Here is a 19,859-nt window from a genome sequence, read left to right as displayed (position 1 = left end):
GCTCACGGATACCGTTGGTCATATTAGATTTAGTGGCGATGAAAAAATGAACTATGGTAAGAGAGCTTTTGTCGCCGGCGGTGCGCGAGTTTACCGAATTGCAGAAGGGCATTTAGTTCAGTCGATGCATGGCCCTCTGCCACCTGTAATCAGCCTGATGCCAAGCCCGGCACAGTAAATCATTATGAAAATTTCTATCGCAATGGCGTCATATAATGGTGAAAAGTACATCAGGGAACAGCTTGAGAGTTTTTTGACGCAAACACGGCTACCCGATGAGCTGATTATTACTGACGATTGTTCGAATGATATAACGGAAGAGATCGTGAATGAGTTTTCTTCCAGGGCGCCATTCAAGGTTGTCTTTCACAAAAACAAAAAAAACCATGGTTATTGTGGAAATTTCAATGAGGCTCTTATTCGAACAACGGGAGACATTGTTTTCTTAAGTGACCAGGATGACGTGTGGTTCCCGGAAAAAATAGAAAGAATGGTTTCGCTGGCCGAAAAAAACCCGGATAAGCTGTTGTTGATGAACGATGCCGTATTGACAGATGCCCATCTAAACCCGCTTGAGGTCACGAGGCTTGATCAATTCAGATCAGGAGGTATGAATTTAGATGACTTTGTTATGGGTTGTTGTTGCTTGATAAAGCGGGAGTTTTTGGAGTTGGCACTTCCTATACCGGAAGAATACCATTCTCACGATCATTGGCTGGTAAAACTGGCTGATGGAATGTCTTCAAAAATGGTCGTAGATACGGCTCTTCAATACTACAGGCGCCATGAGAATAATGTTTCAAAATTGGTTATTGGCAACGCCCCAATCATCGAAAAAATAGATTTTAGAGAACTCTTGATATGGCGCTTCCTCGATCCGCTAAGGAAGCGTAGTGAGAGGCTTAGTCTTGAGCAGAAAAAAGCTTTTCTTCTCGGCGTGAACAGAATCGTCTCATTAACATCCTCCCAGAATCGCGATCTAGAGTTGTTCTTGCAATATAAAACTGATGAGGTGCGCAATTTGGAGGAGCGTGTTGCAATTCGCGAGCAGAAGCTTGTTCAAAGGCTGCGGGCTGTATTTAAATTCTGGGTTAATGGAAAGTATGCTGCTCATTCGGGGATTAAGTCTGTAATCAGGGATGTATGGGGTTAGTATGTTTTTAAGGGTATTGCATATCTGGGCATGGATTTTGTTCAGAAAGTTGTCAGATGTGGCATTGGTAAAAAAGCAGCCTCCGAGAGTCTTGTTTGCTGTGCTGAAATTGAAGAATGTGGTGTTGATGAAATCTTGACCAGAATGTGACTTTATTGCAGTGGAGCGGGTGCGTGCGTGCAATGAAATCCACAATAAAAATGGAAGTGGACCCTTGAATATGATTCCGGTAACCAAGCCCTATTTTCCAGACAGAGAAAAGCTGAATAAGTATCTTGACGGGATATATGAGCGCGAATGGCTGACCAACAAAGGACAATTGGTCCAAAAGTTGACATTGCGACTGGAAGAATACCTTGGAGTCGAGAACCTGCTTTTGGTGGCGAATGGAACTCTGGCCTTGCAGATTGCCTATCGTGCCTTAGGTATTTCTGGCCATGAGGGTAGTGGCCAACAGGAAGCAATTACCACGCCGTTTACCTTTGTCGCAACAGCGAGTTCATTAAAATGGGATGGTGTCGATCCTGTATTTTCTGACATCGATCCTGACACCTGGTGCATCGATCCGGAAAAAATTGAAAGATTCATAACACCAAAAACAAAAGCAATTGTGCCCGTCCATGTTTTTGGAAACGGCTGTGATGTGGATGCTATTGGCCGTGTTGCAGAAAATAATAACCTGAAGGTGATCTATGATGCTTCTCACGCCTTCGGAGTGAAATACGAGGGCGAAAGCATACTTAAATATGGTGATGCCGCCACACTCAGCTTCCATGCTACCAAGCTATTCCACACGGGTGAGGGTGGGGCAATCGTATTCAAGCGAAAAGAAGACCTTGAACGCGCGAAGAAGATGATTAATTTCGGTATAACAGGGCCGGAAACAATTGAAGCGCTTGGCATCAATGCAAAGATGAATGAGCTCCAGGCCGCAATGGGGTTGTGTGTATTAGACGAAATGGAAGAGAACCTGAAGGCTCGTGCGAAAATTTGGTATCAGTACGAAAGCAAATTAGGTTCGGCTGTGCAGCTTCAGAAAATAAAAGACAAACTGGTATACAACTATGCCTATTTCCCAGTGGTGTTGGAAACAGAGGAGAAGGTTGTAAGTTTGTCTGAAAAACTTAGAGAGAATGGGGTGTTGGTAAGACGGTATTTCTACCCATCACTTGAATTGGTCGATTTCTTCGGTGGAAGGGCAAGCTGTCCTGTAGCAAACAACATAGCCAGCAGGGTGGTTTGCCTGCCAATTTATTCGCAACTGGGACCTGGCGAGCAGAAACGAATTATTGATCTTATAAAATGTGAGCTTCAATAATGAAGTTGGCGGTCATGCAGCCCTACCTTTTTCCCTATATTGGCTATTTTCAGCTCATTTGTGCTTCTGACCTTTTTCTGATTTATGATGATGTTGCCTATATAAAGCAAGGGTACATAAATAGAAATAACATACTGTCAGCCAGTGGGGTGACAAGATTTACGGTGCCAGTGCCAGGGGGGTCCTCGAACAAGTTGATATCTGATCTTGCGTTCTCTGATAATGTTGTGAAGGTGATAAGAACAGTAGAGCAGAGCTATTCCAAGGCCCCCTATTTTGACGATGTTTTTCCAATAATTCGTGGTGTAATGGAATTTGAGGATCGATCAATAGCTTCAGTATGTAAAAAGAGCTATGAAGAAATATTTTCTTATCTTGGTTTAGACAAAGAATTCAGAAAGACAAGCGATTTAGAGTATGAGCGAACTTCTCAGCCTGTTGGTCGGCTTCTTTCGTTATGCCACAAATTTGGCGCTGACTGTTATATCAACGCATCAGGTGGGCGAAAGCTATATTCCAAGCGTGAGTTTGCCAACAAAGGGGTGGATTTAAAATTCATTGACTCAATGGCTGTTGAATACACCCAGTGCCACCATGGTTTTATTCCTAATCTTTCAATGATTGATGTTCTGATGAGCTGCTCAAAAGAAGAAGTATTGGAGCTCCTTGGGCGTTATAGTTTGTCGTAATCACCAAAATGAATGCGGATTATTGTCAATAATTAATTGGTAGTAACATGGATGAGCAAGCAAGGCGGACTAAACAGTTTTCGCGAGTCTCTAGTCTGGAGAATCTGCTAACCGAATTGAATGGCAACCTGGTTGAGGCTAATCAGCGCTACTTGGTTGATAATACCGAGAAATTCTCAAAAATATTCGTGGTCGGACCGCTCCGTTCTGGTACTACTTTGTTCACTCAATGGCTCGCCCAAACGGGTCTGGTCGCCTATCCAACGAATATGCTTTCCCGTTTTTATGGTGCGCCGCTAGTAGGTGCAAGGATACAACAATTATTGACCGATCCCCTTTATAACTTCCGTGACGAAATTCTGGATTTTAATTCTGGCATCAGTTTTAGTTCGGAAAATGGAAAAACCAAGGGGGCTCTGGCGCCAAATGAGTTCTGGTATTTCTGGCGCCGATTCTTGCCTTTCGGAGATCTTGATTACCTGCCTAGCACAGAGTTGCAAGAGAAAGGCAATTTGCCTGGATTGAGAGATGAGTTAAACGCATTGGCAAATATTTTTGGAAAGCCATTTGCCATGAAAGCAATGATCATGAATCAGAATATCCCTGATCTGGCTAAACAGTTCGACAAGGCCTTGTTTATAAGGATTCGCCGTGATCCCGTTTTTAATATCCAGTCCGCATTAGAAGCAAGAAAACGCCAATATGGTGACATCAACACCTGGTATTCCTTCAAGATTAAAGAGTACCCTAAACTGAAAGACCTGAGTCCTCTGGAATCCGTGGCTGGGCAGATCGCAGCCATTGATCATGCCGTAGATTCTGGAGTCTCTGGGTTGCCGAGTCACAAAAAGCTGACCATTCAGTACGAGGATTTCTGCAATAATCCGGAATCATATTTCCAGGATATTCTGAAAAAGCTTCCGGAGTCCGATTTTGGTTTGAATGGTGACCTTTGTTATCAAGGTGAGATCTCATTCTCTAACAACAATATATGGAGAATCAGTGAGTATTCAGAACAGGAAGCTCGCGAAGCGCATTTGAGGATTAAATCGGATTTGGTTGGCGACTATAGTTGATGTGGCACCATGGATTCAGTTTTTAATAGTGTTTTCGGGGGCTAAGCATTGTTCGGTCTCTATAGTGTCATACCTGGTGCGGTTAGGTAGAGGTTTGTGTCCTTTGTAAAAGCGGCAAGGTTCCAAAAAGATAATGAAAAAGCTAATACTGCATATGGGTAATTCGAAATAAGGTTGAGGGCTGTCCATGGTTTCGAGGCGTGTTAAAGCTTGCATCACCCAAATTAAGCGGGGGCGTGCCTGATATGGGAGATGTTGACATGTCTCTAATTGCAGCAGGTCTGTATTTTGATCCTCAGGAATTTTCACCAGGTCAATCTGTTCCGGTTCCTGAGGAGGCAAGAAAGCAAGAATATGTGATGCGGAGCTGGAATGGCGACCACACAACACCATTGGTTTCCATAATATGTCATTGTTATAACCACGAAGGTTTTATACGGAATGCTCTTGATGGGATCTTGATGCAAGAGACGGATTTCCCTTTTGAAATTATCGTCCATGATGATGCGTCAACGGATCGGTCAGTAGAAATCATCAAGGAATATCAGCGCAATTTTCCTGATATTGTTAAGCCCATATTTCAGCAGGTTAACCAATTTTCTCAAGGTAAGCGCCCATTAAGGTTTTCTTTGCCTGCAGCGAAAGGCGATTTCATTGCATTGTGTGAGGGAGATGATTACTGGATTTCATCCAAAAAACTCCAGCTGCAGGCTGATTTGCTTCGTGAGCGGCCGGATGTCGTAATCTGTTTTCATAATGCAATTCGTGTGAGTGAGAATGGGGAGTTTAGGAGCATGATGAACCCCTGTGCCAAATCAGAGCTCTCTCAGGCGGAATTGTCTTTGGCTCCATTTGTGCCAACGCTAACACGAATGTTCAGGAATTATGGTTGCCCTTGGGCTGATTCGCCCAATGCTCCCATTGCCAATGATATTTGTTTAACAGCCTTTCTGAGCCAGTATGGCGGTGCGGTTTATGTCAGTAGTGGGTTGTATTCCGTTTATCGCCATCACGAGGGTGGAGTATGGTCTCAGAAGGATAGATACACACAGGCACGAATGTCTATTGATTCCAGACTTTTTATCGCCGCCGGGCTTGACGGAAATCTACCGGTTTCTGATGAGGTTGCAGGGGAGCACGTGAAACTCTCTTTGCCGCCTCTAATGGATTTGCTGGGGTGGCGCGAGATTGTAAGATCCGTTTCATCGTATCTTTGGTTAAGGCTTTGGCGATCTGTTAAATCAAAGTTGACCTTGAAATGAGCGTTGTGGGTATGTGGAACGAATAATGAATTCCTCTTTTAGTATCTCGATAATTATGCCTGCATATAATGTCGAGAAGTATATTGCTGAAGCAATTGAGTCTGTGCTTTCACAGTCTGTATTGCCAGATGAATTGATTGTTGTTAATGATGGGAGTACGGATGCGACCAGAGAAATAGTGGCACAGTATGAATCCAGCCCTGTCGTAAAGGTGATAGACAAGAAGAATCAAGGTTTAGGTCCGGCCCGCAACACCGGGGTTGAGGCGGCCACATCGGAGTATGTGTATTTTTTTGATTCCGACGACATATTGGCAATTGATTTTGTCAAGACGATGGCGCGGGTCGCCAACGCAGAGTCAATGCCCGACATTATTATGTTTTCCGGAGAAAGCTTTTATGATGGTCTTTCTCGGTCAGAGTTCTTGCCTCCACAATATAATCGAGGTGTGACCGGCTGTTTCAAATCCGGCGTTGATTTGTATCGTGAGCTTTTGGCATCGGGTGGGGCGGTATCAAGCGCCTGCCTTTATGTCTCTCGCCGGATGTTATGGGGAGAAAACCGATTAAAATTCAAACCGGTTTTGCATGAAGACGAAGAAATGATTTTTCCTTTGATGGCGGCTTGCAGTGCGTCATGTTGCCTGGATGAGGTGCTCTTTTATCGGCGGGTGAGAGCTGGATCGATAATGAGCTCAGAGCAAACCATTCGCAATGCCGAGGGGGTTCTCTGTGCACTACAATCAATGTTTGAAATTAAGAACGATAATCCCGGTTTGATTAGTGACTGTTATGAAATATGGCTCCTTAGGGTGCGTGTGCTGATTGTTTCAGTGTTCAGGCGCTCACTGGCGGCAAAAGCCATTTTTCCTGACCGGGTTGTTGTTGGTGCGCTGCTCCGATATGGGGACTTTGCCACGTTTTATCGCGTTATAGATCTATATGTGTTTTTTTTGAGGCAAAAGCTGTTCGGATCACGGTAATCAGAAGGAACTGTTTCGGAATACGTTTCAAGCCTTTGCTCGCTGCGGCCTAAAAAGACGCTGTATCTTCCGTCATCAAGTTCAGGCCTGGCAGAGTGGAGTTAAACGGTTGGGTGTTGAAGTCGTCCCTTGCCAACCATTGACTCATGAGCTGTAACAGGCAGAAACCCTGAAGATGGGGGCCTGCTAAGTGCCCAATCGCTCAACAATTCAACGGCTTATCCCTCACCCGTGGATGACATTGGGCATTATTGAATTTGTTTCAGGCATTTCCGGTAAACCGTTCGCATTCCCGTAAACAAACTGTAAAATGCGGCTTCTTGTCATATAGATGACAAAACTTTGCCGCCATAATGCGCCCCTTGAACCGCAACAGCAGGATAGGATGTCCTTTGTGAGAGTACCCCGTCGCGCAAGCCACTGGATCGTCAGCCTTTTGGCCGTCGTTCTGTCCAGCGCGCATGCTGCCACCCCCTGGGTACCCACCGGCGATCTCAACGCCCGACATCATATCGAAACCCTGCAAACCCAGGGCTGCCTGAACGGGCTGACCCTGACCTGGCCCATGAGCTGGGCCGCAGTCATGAAAGCGGAGCGGCGCGCCCAGAGCCAGCTGGACGATCCACAGGCGCAAGCTTGCCGCAGCAGCAGCCACTATCAATATCTCAAGGCTGCCCATGATGCTGCCCGCAGCAGCCGGGCTGGCGCTACTCTGACCCTGGGCGGGGCCAACCAGGAGCCAATCTACACCGCCTTCGACACCCAACCTGAAGACACCTTCTCCGGCCAGCTGGGCCTGTATGCCACAGGCCAGCACTGGTCCGGCCGTCTGGCCGTGGCCTATGCCGATGGCGAGCGTGATGATCAGCATCTTCGTTTTGATGATTCCTATATCGCAGGGATCATGGGAAACTGGCAGCTGGGCGTGGGCGCCATCGATCGCTGGTGGGGCCCCGGCTGGCAAAGTTCGTTGGCGCTGTCCAATAACGCCCGCCCGGTGCCCGGCGTCTGGCTCTCCCGCCATCTGCTCACTGCCCCGGAAAGCCCCTGGCTGCGCTGGATCGGCCCCTGGGATCTGCAGCTGATCGCAGGCCAGCTGGAGCACGACCGCACCACCCCGGATGCCCGCCTGCTCGGCGCCCGTTTCGTGTTCAAACCCCTGGATTCCTTGCAGATCGGCCTGTCCCGCCTGGCCCAATGGGGCGGAGAAGGGCGTCCGCAGGATCTGGGCGCCTTCTGGGATGCGGTCATCGGCAAGGACAACGGCGAAAGTACCGGTTTCGATGAAGACAACGACCCCAGCAACCAGATTGCCGGGGTGGATTTCCGCCTGTCCCTGTCGCCGGGGGATGTCCCGCTGGGCATCTATGGCCAGTTCATGGGTGAAGACGAAGCGGGTGGCCTGCCGACCAAGATTTCATCCCTGGCCGGGCTGGATCTGGTCACCGGCATTGGCAAGGGCTCCCAGCGCTGGTTCCTGGAAGCCACCGAAACCGTGGCCGGTAGCTGGATCAGTGAGCGCCGTTACAACACCATGTATGAGCACTCCACCTACCAGAGCGGCTTCCGCTACCACGGCCGTAACATGGCCACCACCTGGGAAGGCGATGCCCGCGCCGTTACCGGAGGCATACAACAATATTTTCGTAATAATGTTACCGTCGCCCTGTCCCTCAGCCGGGCCACACTCAATCAGAATGGCGTGATTCGTGCAGTCACCCCCGTGGATGGCTACCCGATCCTGCAATCGGTCACCGAGCAGGACGTGGCGCTGGCTGAATTATGCATTGGCCACCCCCTGCTGGGTGGTACCTTCCACTGGCTCCTTTCCGCCAGTGATGAGCCCATCGTCACCCCGTTTGAAGAGCGCGAACGGTGGACCGCCGGGGCACAATGGACCCGGGAAATAGGGTGGTAGATACAGAATAATGAAGGCAGTAATGAACGCATCGGTTAAATATATTCTGGTATTGGCACTGGCCCTGATGGCCGGCTGCACCATCGTGCCCGGCGCCTACCATTCTCCGACACCCGGCTGGTTCCTGGATGAAGATGAAATCTCCGAAGGCGAGCCCCTGCCGGATGTGGTGGAAGTGCATGCCATTGGTACGGCTATCCTGAAAAAGCAGGACATCCACCCGGTTGATCGCGGTGTGCCCGCAGAAATCGATCTGTCCGATGAAGAATATGATTACCAGGTGGGCCCCGGTGATGTCTTGCAGATTACCGTCTGGGATCACCCGGAACTGACCATTCCCGCTGGCTCCCTGCGCAGCTCCGCCGAATCCGGTAACTGGGTGCATAACGACGGCACCATTTTTTACCCCTACGTGGGCATCGTGAATGTGGAAGGCCAGAAGGTCACCGAGATTCGCGACATGATCACCCAGCGCCTGTCCCGCTATATTGAAGACCCGCAGGTAGATGTCTCCGTGGCGGCCTTCCGCAACAAGAAAATCTACGTCACCGGCGAAGTGGATGAGCCCGGCCTGTTCCCGGTCACCAATGTGCCCACCCGCCTGATTGATGCCATCGGCGAAGCCGGTGGCCTGACGCCAGCAGCAGACTGGAGCAGCGTGGTGCTGACCCGCAACGGCAAGGACTACCGCCTTTCATTGCGTGACATCTACCAGTACGGCAACACCAGCCAGAACGTACTGCTGCAACCAAACGACGTGATCAACGTGAACCCGGTGACCGATGCCAAGGTGTTTGTATTGGGTGAAGTGGGGGAGGCGGCGAGCCTGCAGATGGGCCGCAATGGCCTGACCCTGGCGGAAGCGCTGGCGGAAAACGGCAGCTTCAATCAGCAGGAATCCGATGCCTCCGGGGTATTCGTATTTCGCAAGGCGCCAGCCGATGCTGAGCACGGTATCGACATCTACCAGCTCAATGCCAAGGACGCCGCGGCGCTGGTACTGGCGGACAGTTTTCGTCTGCAGGAGCGGGACATCGTTTACGTCACAGCAGCGCCGCTAGTGAAGTGGAACCGGGTGCTCCGCTTGCTGGTGCCTTCGATGACAACCCTGCTTCTCGGGGTAAGAACCGAAGAGATCCTCAGCGAATAATGGGGATATTCCAACGAGTCATGGTGGTGTGCGACGGCAATATCTGCCGCAGCCCGACGGTCGCGGCTATGTTGAATGAGCTGAAGCCTGGCCTGACCATCGCCTCCGCAGGCCTGGTTGGCCTGGAAGGGCAGGACATGGAACCCACGGCACGGGCCGTGGCAGAGCAGAACGGCCTGGCGTGCGGCGAGCACATCGCCCGCAAGCTCACCAGCGAAATGTGCCGCGACAGCGACCTGATCCTGGTGATGGAGGGCCGCCAGAAAGACCGGCTCAGCCAGAAATTCCCGGAAGCCAGCGGCAAAACGTTCCTGCTGAGTCACTGGAACGGCAAACACGACATCCCGGACCCGTATAAAAGAGGCCGCGATGCGTTCGAAAGAATCTACCCAATGATGCAGGCCGCAGCAAAAGCTTGGTCAGAAAAGCTTTAGGAGCGGTCGCCCGGTATGCCCACCGGGCGCGACAGCGAAATGAAAGAAAAGCGAAAAGCGCGGTGGAACCACCGCTCCTACATAAACAGGAAAGCGGACACCCTGTAGGAGCCTTGCTCGCAAGGCGATCCGTCCGAAGGACGGCCCCGAAGGGGGGGAGCGGAGCGAATAACCCATGCTCGCATGGTGAACCGGGCGGTACCCCGCCTTTGACTTCCCTTGCAGCTTGAGGCTTGTAGCTCGCAGCTCAAAGCTCGTAGCTTAATAACGGATATCGATTGAATGGCAGACAACAGCACCATGACAAACCGGCACCAGAACAACGCCACGGACGGTGATATCGACTTCGGCTATCTGTTCGGCATCCTGCTGGACAACAAATGGCTGATCATCCTCACCGCACTGCTGGCGCTGGCGCTGGGCACGCTGTACGGCATGTTTGCCACGCCAATCTACAAGGGCGACACCCTGCTGCAGATCGAAAAGAAAAGCAGCGGCGTACCGGGCCTGTCGGAACTGAACCAGATCTTCGATCAGGAAGCCTCCGCCGCCGCGGAAATCGAGATCCTGCGTTCCCGCATGGTACTCAGCGACGTCATCGAACAACTGAAGATGAACATCGTCGTGGCCCCGGATCGCCCCCGTTATATCGGTCGCTTCATGGCCCCGGATCCGGCCCCGGCGTTTGTACCCAAACCGCTGTTCGCCGGCTACCGTGACAGCGAAACCTTCGTCACCGTCAGCAGCTTTACCGTCCCCGAGCGCCTGCAAGGCAGGGCCTTTACCCTGCTGGAACAAAACGGCAACCCGGCTCTCTACCTGGGGGAGGATCTTGTCGCCACGGCGCCCGCCGGTGAAACGCTGCAAAGCGAAGACGGCAGCATCCAGCTGGAAATCAACGAATGGCAATTCGGCAATGAGCCCCTGACCCTGATCAAGCTCACCGACGTAGCCGCCATCAATGGCCTGCGCGGCGCCATCGCTATCCGTGAAGTGGGCAAGACTGGCATGCTCAGCCTCACCATGACCGGCCCCAGCAAGGCACGCATCAAAACCACCCTGGATGCCATCAGTGAAGCCTACCTGCTGCAGAACGTGAAACGCCGCTCCGCCGAAGCCGAGAACAGCCTGGAATTCCTCGACAAGCAGCTACCCAAGGTGAAAGACAAGCTCACCGAGTTCGAAGAAAAGCTCAACGCCTATCGTCTGCAAAGCGAATCCGTGGACCTGAGCATGGAAACCCAATCCGTGCTGGAGCGCAGCGTCGCCATCGAAGCCAAAATCAACGAGCTGAAGGCGAAAGAAGGGGAGATTGCTACCCGCTTTACCCGCGAGCACCCGACCTACCAGAGCCTGCTGCGCCAGAAGGCGTCCCTGATAGAACAGAAAAAATCACTGGATAGCCAGATCAAGGAACTGCCGGAAACCCAGCAGGAAATCCTCCGGCTCATGCGCGATGTGGAAGTCACCCAGCAGATTTATGTGGGGCTGCTCAACAAGGTCCAGGAACTACGTATTCTCAAGGCCGGTACGGTGGGCAGCGTGCGCATCATCGACAAGGCGCTGGTCCAGCCGGCCCCCATCAAGCCGAAAAAAGCTATCATCGCACTGATTGCCGCGTTCCTTGGCGCAGCGGGTTCAGCAGCCATTGTGCTGCTGCAGGCGTTGCTCAAAAAGGGCATTGAATCCCCGGAGCGGCTGGAAGAGCAGGGCGTATCGGTATACGCCACCATTCCCCTGTCCGAAAAGCAGGTAAAAGCCAATCGGGTAACGGACCTCAAGCAACGCCGGAGCCGCAAGCTCAAGGAAGCTGCAACACCCATCCCGTTGCTGGCACAGGACGACCCCACCGACCTGGCCATCGAAGCCCTGCGCAGCCTGCGTACCAGCCTGCACTTCGCCATGATGGATGCCGAGAACAAGATCCTGATGATCACTGGCCCCAGCCCGGAAGTGGGCAAGTCATTCGTCTCCGCCAACCTGGGGGCCGTGCTGGCACAAACTGGCCAGCGCGTATTGGTTATTGATGCGGACATGCGCAAGGGCCACCTGCACCGTTACTTTCAGTCAGACAACAAGACCGGGCTTTCAGCGTATCTTTCCGGTCAAAGCAGCAAGGAAGACATCATCCAGTCATCCAGTATCGATAATCTGGACTTTATCGCTCGCGGCAAGGCGCCACCGAACCCCTCTGAGCTGCTGATGCACGAGCGTTTCAAAACCCTGATGAACTCGCTCAGCGAAGATTACGACCTGATCCTGGTGGATACCCCGCCAGTACTGGCGGTCACCGATGCCGCCATCGTCGGTCAACTGGCCGGCAGCAGTCTGCTGGTCACCCGCTTCGGGGTGAACTCGGTAAAAGAAGTGGATGCCGCGCTCACCCGCTTCGCCCAGAACAAGGTGGAAATCAAAGGTGCCATCCTCAACTGCATGGAACGCCGCGCCACCAACGAATACGGCTACTACGCCTATGAATACGGCAAAACCAGCGATTGAGGCAAAGCAGCTTTGAGCTGCAAGCCTCAAGCTACAAGCTACAAGCTACAAGGAAAGACAAAACCGTAGGAGCCCTCAGTGCTCGTCAGGGTATGCCCGCAGGCGAAGGTTTTTTGTAGGAGCGTTGGTTCCACCGCGAAGCGACAGAAAGCCGCGGAGCAACCACCGCGCCGGGAAAAATGATCAAACAGCCGCCATCCCCCATTTGAGGGAGGCGCATATGCAAAACCGAAACTACAATGCGCCCCGAGATGGCCACGAATTTATGTAGGAGCGGTGGTTCCACCTCGAAATGACAGAAAACCAGGAAATCGCAGTGGAACCACCGCTCCTGCAAGAACAGGAAAGCGTACACCCTGTAGGAGCCTTGCTCGCAAGGCGATGAGGCCGCTGGCCGGGGCAAAAGGCCGCAACGAACAACCGAACACAAACCGGCACACCGCCGGGCAGAGAGACGAAATGGAACAACAAGACATCAAACTCGCCGTCATCGGCCTGGGCTACGTGGGATTACCGCTGGCGGTAGAATTCGGCAAACACCGCCCGGTGGTCGGCTTCGACATCAACCAGCCGCGCATCGACGCCCTGAACAACGGCCACGATGACACCCTGGAAGTGGACGACACCGAGCTGGCCAGCGCCACCCAGCTGACCTTCAGCGCCGATCCAGCCGCCCTGAACGACTGCAACGTCTACATCGTCACCGTGCCCACCCCCATCGATGAGCACAAACGCCCGGACCTCACCCCGCTGATCAAGGCCTCCGAAACCATCGGCAAGACCTTGAAGCAGGGCGACATCGTCATCTACGAATCCACCGTCTACCCCGGCGCCACTGAAGAAGACTGCGTGCCGGTACTGGAGCAGGTCTCCGGCCTCACCTTTAACCAGGACTTCTTCGCCGGCTACAGCCCCGAGCGCATCAACCCGGGCGACAAGGAACACCGCGTCACCACCATCACCAAGGTGACCTCCGGCTCCACCCCGGACATCGCCGAAACCGTAGACAGCCTCTACCGCTCCATCATCACCGCCGGCACCCACAAGGCCTCCAGCATCCGCGTGGCCGAAGCCGCCAAGGTGATCGAAAACACCCAGCGTGACCTGAACATCGCCCTGATCAACGAGTTGTCCATGATCTTCAGCCGCATGGGCATCGACACCGAAGAAGTGCTGCAGGCTGCCGGCACCAAATGGAACTTCCTGCCGTTCCGCCCCGGCCTGGTCGGCGGCCACTGCATCGGCGTGGACCCGTACTACCTCACCCACAAGGCACAGGCCATCGGCTACCACCCGGAAATCATCCTCTCCGGCCGCCGCATCAACGACGGCATGGGCCGCCACGTGGCCAGCGAACTGGTCAAGGCCATGCTCGCCCGCAGCATCCAGGTCAACGGTGCCCGCGTACTGGTCATGGGCCTCACCTTCAAGGAAAACTGCCCGGACCTGCGCAACACCCGGGTAGTGGACGTCATCAAGGAACTGCAGGACTACAACATCCAGGTCGACGTACACGACCCCTGGATCAACCCGGCAGAATCCGAACACGAATACGGCATCACCCCTGTGGCACAACCAGAGCAGGGCGCCTACGACGCCATCCTGCTCGCCGTCGGCCACAAGCAATTCAAAGCCATGGGCACAAAAGCCATCCGCGCCCACGGCAAACCGGAACACATCCTCTACGACCTGAAATACACCCTCCCGAAGGAGGAGGTAGACCTGAGGCTATAACTGTAGGAGCGGTCGTTCGACCGCGAAAAGGGCTGCTGCCGCAACACATCGCGGTGGAACCACCGCTCCTACAACAGGCAAGCAGCAGAGCCCCTGTAGGAGCACCACTTGAGGTGCGAACCGCCGAAGGCGGGGCCCGAAGGGCCAGGGCGAAGCCCGCTTTCGATTTTCCTTGCAGCTCAAGGCTCGTAGCTCGCAGCTAGAAGCTCGCAGCTTGTAAACGAACAAACAAACGGAACCCCCATGACAACCCGCTACGAACAAGTTAAAGAACACCTCAAAGCCACCCCCAAAACCTGGCTCATCACCGGCGTAGCAGGCTTCATCGGCTCCAACCTGCTGGAAACCCTCCTGCAACTGGACCAAACCGTCATCGGCCTGGACAACTTCGCCACCGGCCACCAGCACAACCTGGAAGAAGTCCAGCAAACCGTCACCGCCGACCAATGGGCTCGCTTCACCTTCATCGAGGGTGACATCCGCAACCTGGAAGACTGCAAAAAAGCCGTCACCGGCGCCGACTACGTCCTCCACCAGGCGGCCCTGGGTTCCGTGCCCCGGTCCATCAATGACCCCATCACCACCAATCAGGCCAATATCGATGGGTTCCTGAACATGCTGGTGGCATCCAAAGACGAAGGGGTGCAAAGCTTCACCTACGCCGCTTCCAGCTCCACCTACGGCGACCACCCGGGCCTGCCCAAGATCGAAGACCGCATCGGCAAGCCCCTGTCACCCTATGCCGTCACCAAGTACGTCAACGAACTCTACGCTGACGTATTTGCCCGCACCTACGATTTCAACACCATCGGCCTGCGCTACTTCAACGTGTTCGGCAAACGCCAGGATCCCAACGGCGCCTACGCCGCCGTGATCCCCAAATGGACCGCCGCCATGATTAAAGGCGACGAGGTCTTCATCAATGGCGATGGCGAAACCAGCCGCGACTTCTGCTTCATCGAAAACGTGGTGCAGATCAACCTCCTGGCCGCCACCGCCCAGGCGGACGCCAAAAACCAGGTCTACAACGTGGCCCTGGGCGACAGAACCACACTCAACACCCTGTTCGATGCCCTGAAAACTGCCCTGAGCGAATGTGGCGTCAGCTACGACCAATCGCCCAGCTACCGCGACTTCCGCGCTGGCGACGTGCGCCACTCCCAGGCCGACATCAGCAAGGCAAAGGAACTGCTTGGCTATGAACCCGCCTTTCGCATCTACGATGGCATTGGCAAGGCCATGCCTTGGTATGTGCAGGCGCTGAAAAATAAGTAATTAATAACAGTTGTCAGTTTGGCCTGTTCAAACTGAATCGAGAGAAACCAAGCCGTTAATAATTATTTGGCTTTGAAAATTGAATCAGGATTTTGTGGCATGCCCGAATTAAAATACCGAGCGGATATTGATGGTCTGCGTGCGCTGGCAGTCTTGCCCGTTATGATTTTTCATGCTGGAGCGGACTGGTTGCCAGGCGGGTTTGTTGGTGTTGATATTTTTTTTGTTATTAGCGGGTATCTGATTTCGAAGATTATAATAAATGAAGTGGATCGGGGTGGGTTTTCATTTTCTCGGTTTTATGAAAGGCGAATAAGAAGGATTGTTCCTGCATTATTGGTTGTTCTTTTTGTGACAGTCATATTGTTTCAGGCTATCAGTCTTCCAGATCAGGCGGTCAATACTTCAAAGTCTGCTATTGCTGCGTTGCTTTCAGTTTCAAACTTTTATTTTTGGGGGCAGTCAGGCTACTTTTCACCAACGGCCGAGTTTATGCCGTTATTGCATACGTGGTCACTGGGTGTTGAGGAACAGTTTTACCTGTTTTTTCCGGTTTTCCTGATTCTTGTGAAGCGGGTAAATATCTCTTTGCCGGCCATTTTGAGTATTGGTTTGATTCTTGCCTTTGGTCTTGGGGTTTGGCTGTCGCTTAACAAGCCTTCTGTCGCTTATTATCTTCTTCCAGCAAGGGGCTGGGAGTTGGCGATTGGCGCAGTTTTAGCGACAGGAAGCGTGCCGAGGGTACAGAAAGGTGTTTTGAAAGAACTGCTTCCTGCTTTGGGTGTACTTCTGATTTGTCTGTCTTTTTTTTACATTGATAGTGGAATGGTCTTTCCCGGATGGGTGGCGCTTCTTCCCTGTCTTGGTGCGGCATTGGTTATACATGGTGATGGAACATCGCTAGTGGCGTCCAGGCTTCTATCATCCCGCTTTATGGTTTTTGTTGGTCTTCTGTCCTATTCGTTATACCTCTGGCACTGGCCTATACTCACAGCTTTGCGGGTCGTTACGGCAAGTGTTCATCTTGAACTTGAGTTAGCAGTTTTGGGGTTGCTCCTCTCATTTTTGATCGGATGGGCGTCTTGGAGATATGTAGAGAGCCCTTTCAGGAGAAAAGATGGTGGAAAAATGAAATCGAGAGTAAAGGGGCTTCTAATTGTCTCCGCAGGACTGGTCTCTATTTCATTTGTTTCCATTTTTTATCAGGGATTTCCGGAACGATTGAATGATTCTGCCCGTAAAGCGTTGGCTGCAGCAGAAGATGTTGATCCATTCCGTGCTAAATGTTCGGGCTTGAAAAAAGTGGGTGAGTGTCGTTTTGGTGATCCAGATTTGCCTGTGACGTATGCGGTAATAGGCGACAGTCATGCAGCGGCGATCCGTCCAGCTATTGAGGCGTCCGGCCTTATGGATGGTCGTGCGGGTACATTGTTCTGGAGTGGAGGGTGCCCTTTACTGGATGGAGCCAGAAGATTTGATGGGCATAGGAGCGATGAGTGTGCCGAGTTCAAAGATAAAGTCTGGGATACGCTTGAAAGAGAAAAAAGCATCGATACGGTTTTTTTAGGCGGGCGCTGGCCAGCATTGTTAACGGGAACGTTGCCTGAGAGCGGCGGCTCTAACCAGGTGTATTTACAAGATGATTATAGTGTCTCTATTTCTGATGATGAGAATTTCAAGGTTTTCGCGCGCTCTTTAAAACGGACTCTGGAACGGTTGTCGCATAACCGAATTGATGTGGTCATTATTGGCTCAGTGCCTGAGCCTGGTTTTCATGTTCCTCATGTGTCTGCGCTAGCTCGTTATTTAGGGCTTGATTATCCGGGTGGGATTTATCGCGATGAGGTCAGTCAACGTGCGGGAATGGCTGATCGTTTCATTTCTGGGCTACTACCTAGCAGTGTTTCTTTTATATCAGTATGGCAAGGTTTTTGTGATGACGTGATTTGCGATATCGAGAGGGAAGGGGTGCCAATTTATTATGATGATGATCACTTGTCTAACTCGGCAGCAGTTAAGGTGGTCGCGCCATTAATCAAGGAAAATCGGATAAGCTTCAATACTAATTAGATCCATTTTGGAGTGGATGTATTTTTTCTTGAAAACTGAAGTGTTTTTGAATGAGAAAGAGCATGAAAATCCTGGTCACCGGCGGCGCCGGCTTTATCGGCTCTGCCGTTATCCGCCACATCATCGATAACACAGACGACAGAGTCGTTAATGTGGACAAGCTCACCTACGCCGGCAACCTGGAGAGCCTGGCTAGCGTGAGTGATAACGAACGCTACGCCTTCGAACAGGTAGATATCTGTGATCGCGCAGCCCTGGATGCGGTATTACAGCGGCACCAGCCCGATGCCATCATGCATCTGGCGGCAGAGAGCCACGTAGATCGCTCCATCGACGGCCCGGCGGCCTTCATGGAAACCAACATCATCGGCACTTACACCCTGCTTGAAGCGGCACGCCAATACTGGAACACCCTGGACGAAACCGCCCGGCAGGCCTTCCGCTTCCACCATATCTCCACCGATGAAGTCTACGGCGATCTGGAAGGCCCGGAAGACCTGTTCACGGAAACCACCCCCTACGCCCCCAGCTCGCCGTACTCGGCCAGCAAGGCCAGCTCCGATCATCTGGTCCGCGCCTGGTTGCGCACCTATGGCTTCCCGACGCTGATCACCAACTGCTCCAACAACTACGGCCCGTACCACTTCCCGGAAAAGCTCATCCCGCTGATGATCCTCAACGCCCTGGAAGGCAAACCGCTACCGGTGTACGGCCAAGGCACCCAGGTGCGCGACTGGCTCTACGTGGAAGACCATGCCCGTGCGCTCTACAAAGTGGCAACCGAAGGCAAAGTGGGGGAGACCTACAACATCGGCGGCCACAACGAAAAACAGAACATCGAAGTGGTCTATACCCTCTGTGACCTGCTGGAAGAGCTGGTACCCAACAAGCCCGACGGCCTGAATCAGTACCACGACCTGATCACCCACGTTCAGGACCGCCCCGGCCACGACCTGCGCTACGCCATCGACGCCAGCAAGATCGAACGAGAGCTGGGCTGGACCCCGCAGGAAACCTTCGAAACCGGCATCCGCAAGACCGTCCAGTGGTATCTGGACAACAGCGAATGGTGCCAGCGGGTGCAGGACGGCAGTTACCGGCGCGAACGCCTCGGCACACAAACCGAATCAAAGGCAGGTTGAGCACAGTGGCAAGGACGCAGGCAGAGAACACACAAACAGGTACCATCCTGCTGCTCGGCAAGAGCGGTGAGGTGGGCTGGGAACTCGAGCGTGTAATGCCTCGACAGGTTTCCCATTTCTACAATCAACTCGCCTGTGAAGACTATCCTGTGCCCGCCACTAGGCCAAATTACTCTCGTCCAGGGCGTCGTGCACAGGAAAGCTCATTGAATCTGCAATTACCGGACTGGAAGCAGGGCGTGGAACGCATGCTTCAGAAAACCAGCAAGGAACCCTCATGACCACTCGCAAAGGCATCATCCTGGCCGGAGGCTCCGGCACACGCCTGTATCCACTCACCATTGGCGTGTCTAAGCAGCTGTTGCCCATCTTTGACAAGCCGATGATCTATTACCCGCTGTCGGTGCTGATGCTGGCGGGCATTCGTGAAGTGCTGATCATCACCACCCCGGAAGATCTGGCCGGTTTCCAGCGCCTGCTGGGTGATGGCAGCCAGTTCGGCATTGAGCTGACCTACGCCATCCAGCCCAGCCCGGATGGTCTGGCCCAGGCCTTCATCATTGGCGAAGAGTTTATCGGCGATGATCCCGTCTGCCTGGTACTGGGCGACAACATCTATCACGGCCCGGGCCTGTCCCAGATGCTGCAGGCAGCCAATGAACAGAAAAGCGGGGCCACGGTCTTCGGCTACCACGTCTCCGACCCGGAGCGATTCGGCGTGGTGGAATTCGACGACAGCAAGCGGGCTATCTCTATCGAAGAGAAACCTGCCAAACCCAAATCCAACTACGCGGTGACAGGCCTGTACTTCTTCGACAACGATGTGGTGGAGATCGCCAAGCAGGTAAAGCCTTCGGACCGTGGCGAACTGGAAATCACTACTGTAATCCAGGATTACCTGGATCGCGGCGACCTGAATGTGGAACTGCTAGGCCGTGGCTACGCCTGGCTGGACACCGGCACCTTCGACTCCCTGCACGAGGCTGCGGGTTACATCGAAACCTTGGAGAAGCGCCAGGGCCTGAAAGTGGCCTGCCTGGAAGAAATCGCCTGGCGCATGGGCTTCATCAGTAAAGAGCAACTTCAAGAACAGGGAGAATTGCTCAAGAAAAATAGCTACGGTGCCTACCTCCTGAAGCTGCTGGAGCAAGAATAAA

15 protein-coding genes are annotated in these 19,859 nt (G+C 52.8%); all 15 read left to right on the top strand.

The genetic code is table 11. The features are described 5' to 3' along the window. The first annotated feature begins 184 nt into the window (after positions 1-184). The 15 genes from MWU49_RS04030 to rfbA all read left to right on the top strand — a co-directional run bounded on the left by MWU49_RS04030 (position 185) and on the right by rfbA (position 19,858). Positions 185-1,153 carry a glycosyltransferase family 2 protein gene (locus MWU49_RS04030; RefSeq protein WP_246968466.1) on the top strand — a complete coding sequence of 323 codons (969 nt, stop codon included), beginning with the start codon at positions 185-187 and terminating at the stop codon, positions 1,151-1,153. A 220-nt stretch (positions 1,154-1,373) separates the two neighbouring features. Next, positions 1,374-2,471 (top strand): DegT/DnrJ/EryC1/StrS family aminotransferase, encoded by a 1,098-nt coding sequence (locus tag MWU49_RS04025; RefSeq protein WP_246970707.1) that lies wholly within the window; start codon positions 1,374-1,376, stop codon positions 2,469-2,471. Beyond that, positions 2,471-3,160 carry a WbqC family protein gene (locus MWU49_RS04020; RefSeq protein ID WP_246968464.1) on the top strand — a complete coding sequence of 230 codons (690 nt, stop codon included), beginning with the start codon at positions 2,471-2,473 and terminating at the stop codon, positions 3,158-3,160. The genes MWU49_RS04025 and MWU49_RS04020 overlap by 1 nt, the downstream gene beginning before the upstream one ends. A 47-nt stretch (positions 3,161-3,207) precedes the next feature. Further along, a complete protein-coding gene (locus MWU49_RS04015) occupies positions 3,208-4,236 on the top strand; it encodes a sulfotransferase (protein WP_246968461.1) in 1,029 nt (342 codons plus the stop codon). A gap of 260 nt (positions 4,237-4,496) precedes the next feature. Continuing rightward, positions 4,497-5,498: a glycosyltransferase gene (locus MWU49_RS04010; protein WP_246968459.1), complete on the top strand. Its 1,002-nt coding sequence runs from the start codon at positions 4,497-4,499 to the stop codon at positions 5,496-5,498. 25 nt (positions 5,499-5,523) lie between these two features. Beyond that, positions 5,524-6,480 (top strand): glycosyltransferase family A protein, encoded by a 957-nt coding sequence (locus tag MWU49_RS04005; RefSeq protein ID WP_246968457.1) that lies wholly within the window; start codon positions 5,524-5,526, stop codon positions 6,478-6,480. A 385-nt stretch (positions 6,481-6,865) separates the two neighbouring features. Next, positions 6,866-8,398, top strand: coding sequence for a capsule assembly Wzi family protein (locus MWU49_RS04000; RefSeq protein WP_246968455.1), 1,533 nt, complete (start codon positions 6,866-6,868; stop codon positions 8,396-8,398). A 22-nt stretch (positions 8,399-8,420) separates the two neighbouring features. Next, positions 8,421-9,548, top strand: coding sequence for a polysaccharide export protein (locus tag MWU49_RS03995; RefSeq protein WP_246968453.1), 1,128 nt, complete (start codon positions 8,421-8,423; stop codon positions 9,546-9,548). Positions 9,549-9,568: 20 nt separating this feature from the next. Next, positions 9,569-9,982 (top strand): low molecular weight protein-tyrosine-phosphatase, encoded by a 414-nt coding sequence (locus MWU49_RS03990; RefSeq protein WP_246968451.1) that lies wholly within the window; start codon positions 9,569-9,571, stop codon positions 9,980-9,982. A gap of 282 nt (positions 9,983-10,264) precedes the next feature. Further along, entirely contained in the window at positions 10,265-12,481 is a 2,217-nt protein-coding gene (locus MWU49_RS03985) for a polysaccharide biosynthesis tyrosine autokinase (RefSeq protein WP_246968449.1), read from the top strand. Positions 12,482-12,940: 459 nt separating this feature from the next. Beyond that, positions 12,941-14,215 (top strand): Vi polysaccharide biosynthesis UDP-N-acetylglucosamine C-6 dehydrogenase TviB, encoded by a 1,275-nt coding sequence (gene tviB, locus MWU49_RS03980; protein ID WP_246968446.1) that lies wholly within the window; start codon positions 12,941-12,943, stop codon positions 14,213-14,215. Between the two features lie 243 nt (positions 14,216-14,458). Then, a complete protein-coding gene (locus MWU49_RS03975) occupies positions 14,459-15,490 on the top strand; it encodes an NAD-dependent epimerase/dehydratase family protein (protein ID WP_246968444.1) in 1,032 nt (343 codons plus the stop codon). 99 nt (positions 15,491-15,589) lie between these two features. Then, the gene (locus MWU49_RS03970; protein WP_246968441.1) at positions 15,590-17,560 is read left to right on the top strand and encodes an acyltransferase family protein; all 1,971 of its coding nucleotides are present in this window, start codon (positions 15,590-15,592) and stop codon (positions 17,558-17,560) included. A gap of 62 nt (positions 17,561-17,622) precedes the next feature. After that, the gene (gene rffG, locus MWU49_RS03965; protein ID WP_246968438.1) at positions 17,623-18,702 is read left to right on the top strand and encodes a dTDP-glucose 4,6-dehydratase; all 1,080 of its coding nucleotides are present in this window, start codon (positions 17,623-17,625) and stop codon (positions 18,700-18,702) included. A gap of 277 nt (positions 18,703-18,979) precedes the next feature. Continuing rightward, entirely contained in the window at positions 18,980-19,858 is an 879-nt protein-coding gene (gene rfbA, locus MWU49_RS03960; protein ID WP_246968435.1) for a glucose-1-phosphate thymidylyltransferase RfbA, read from the top strand. The last annotated feature ends 1 nt before the right edge of the window (position 19,859 follow it).

The sequence above is a fragment of the Alcanivorax sp. S6407 genome (assembly GCF_023016115.1).
Classification (GTDB): Bacteria; Pseudomonadota; Gammaproteobacteria; order Pseudomonadales; family Alcanivoracaceae; genus Alcanivorax.
The sequence above is the reverse complement of the archived record's forward strand: the minus strand, read 5'-3'. Positions and strand labels throughout refer to the sequence as shown.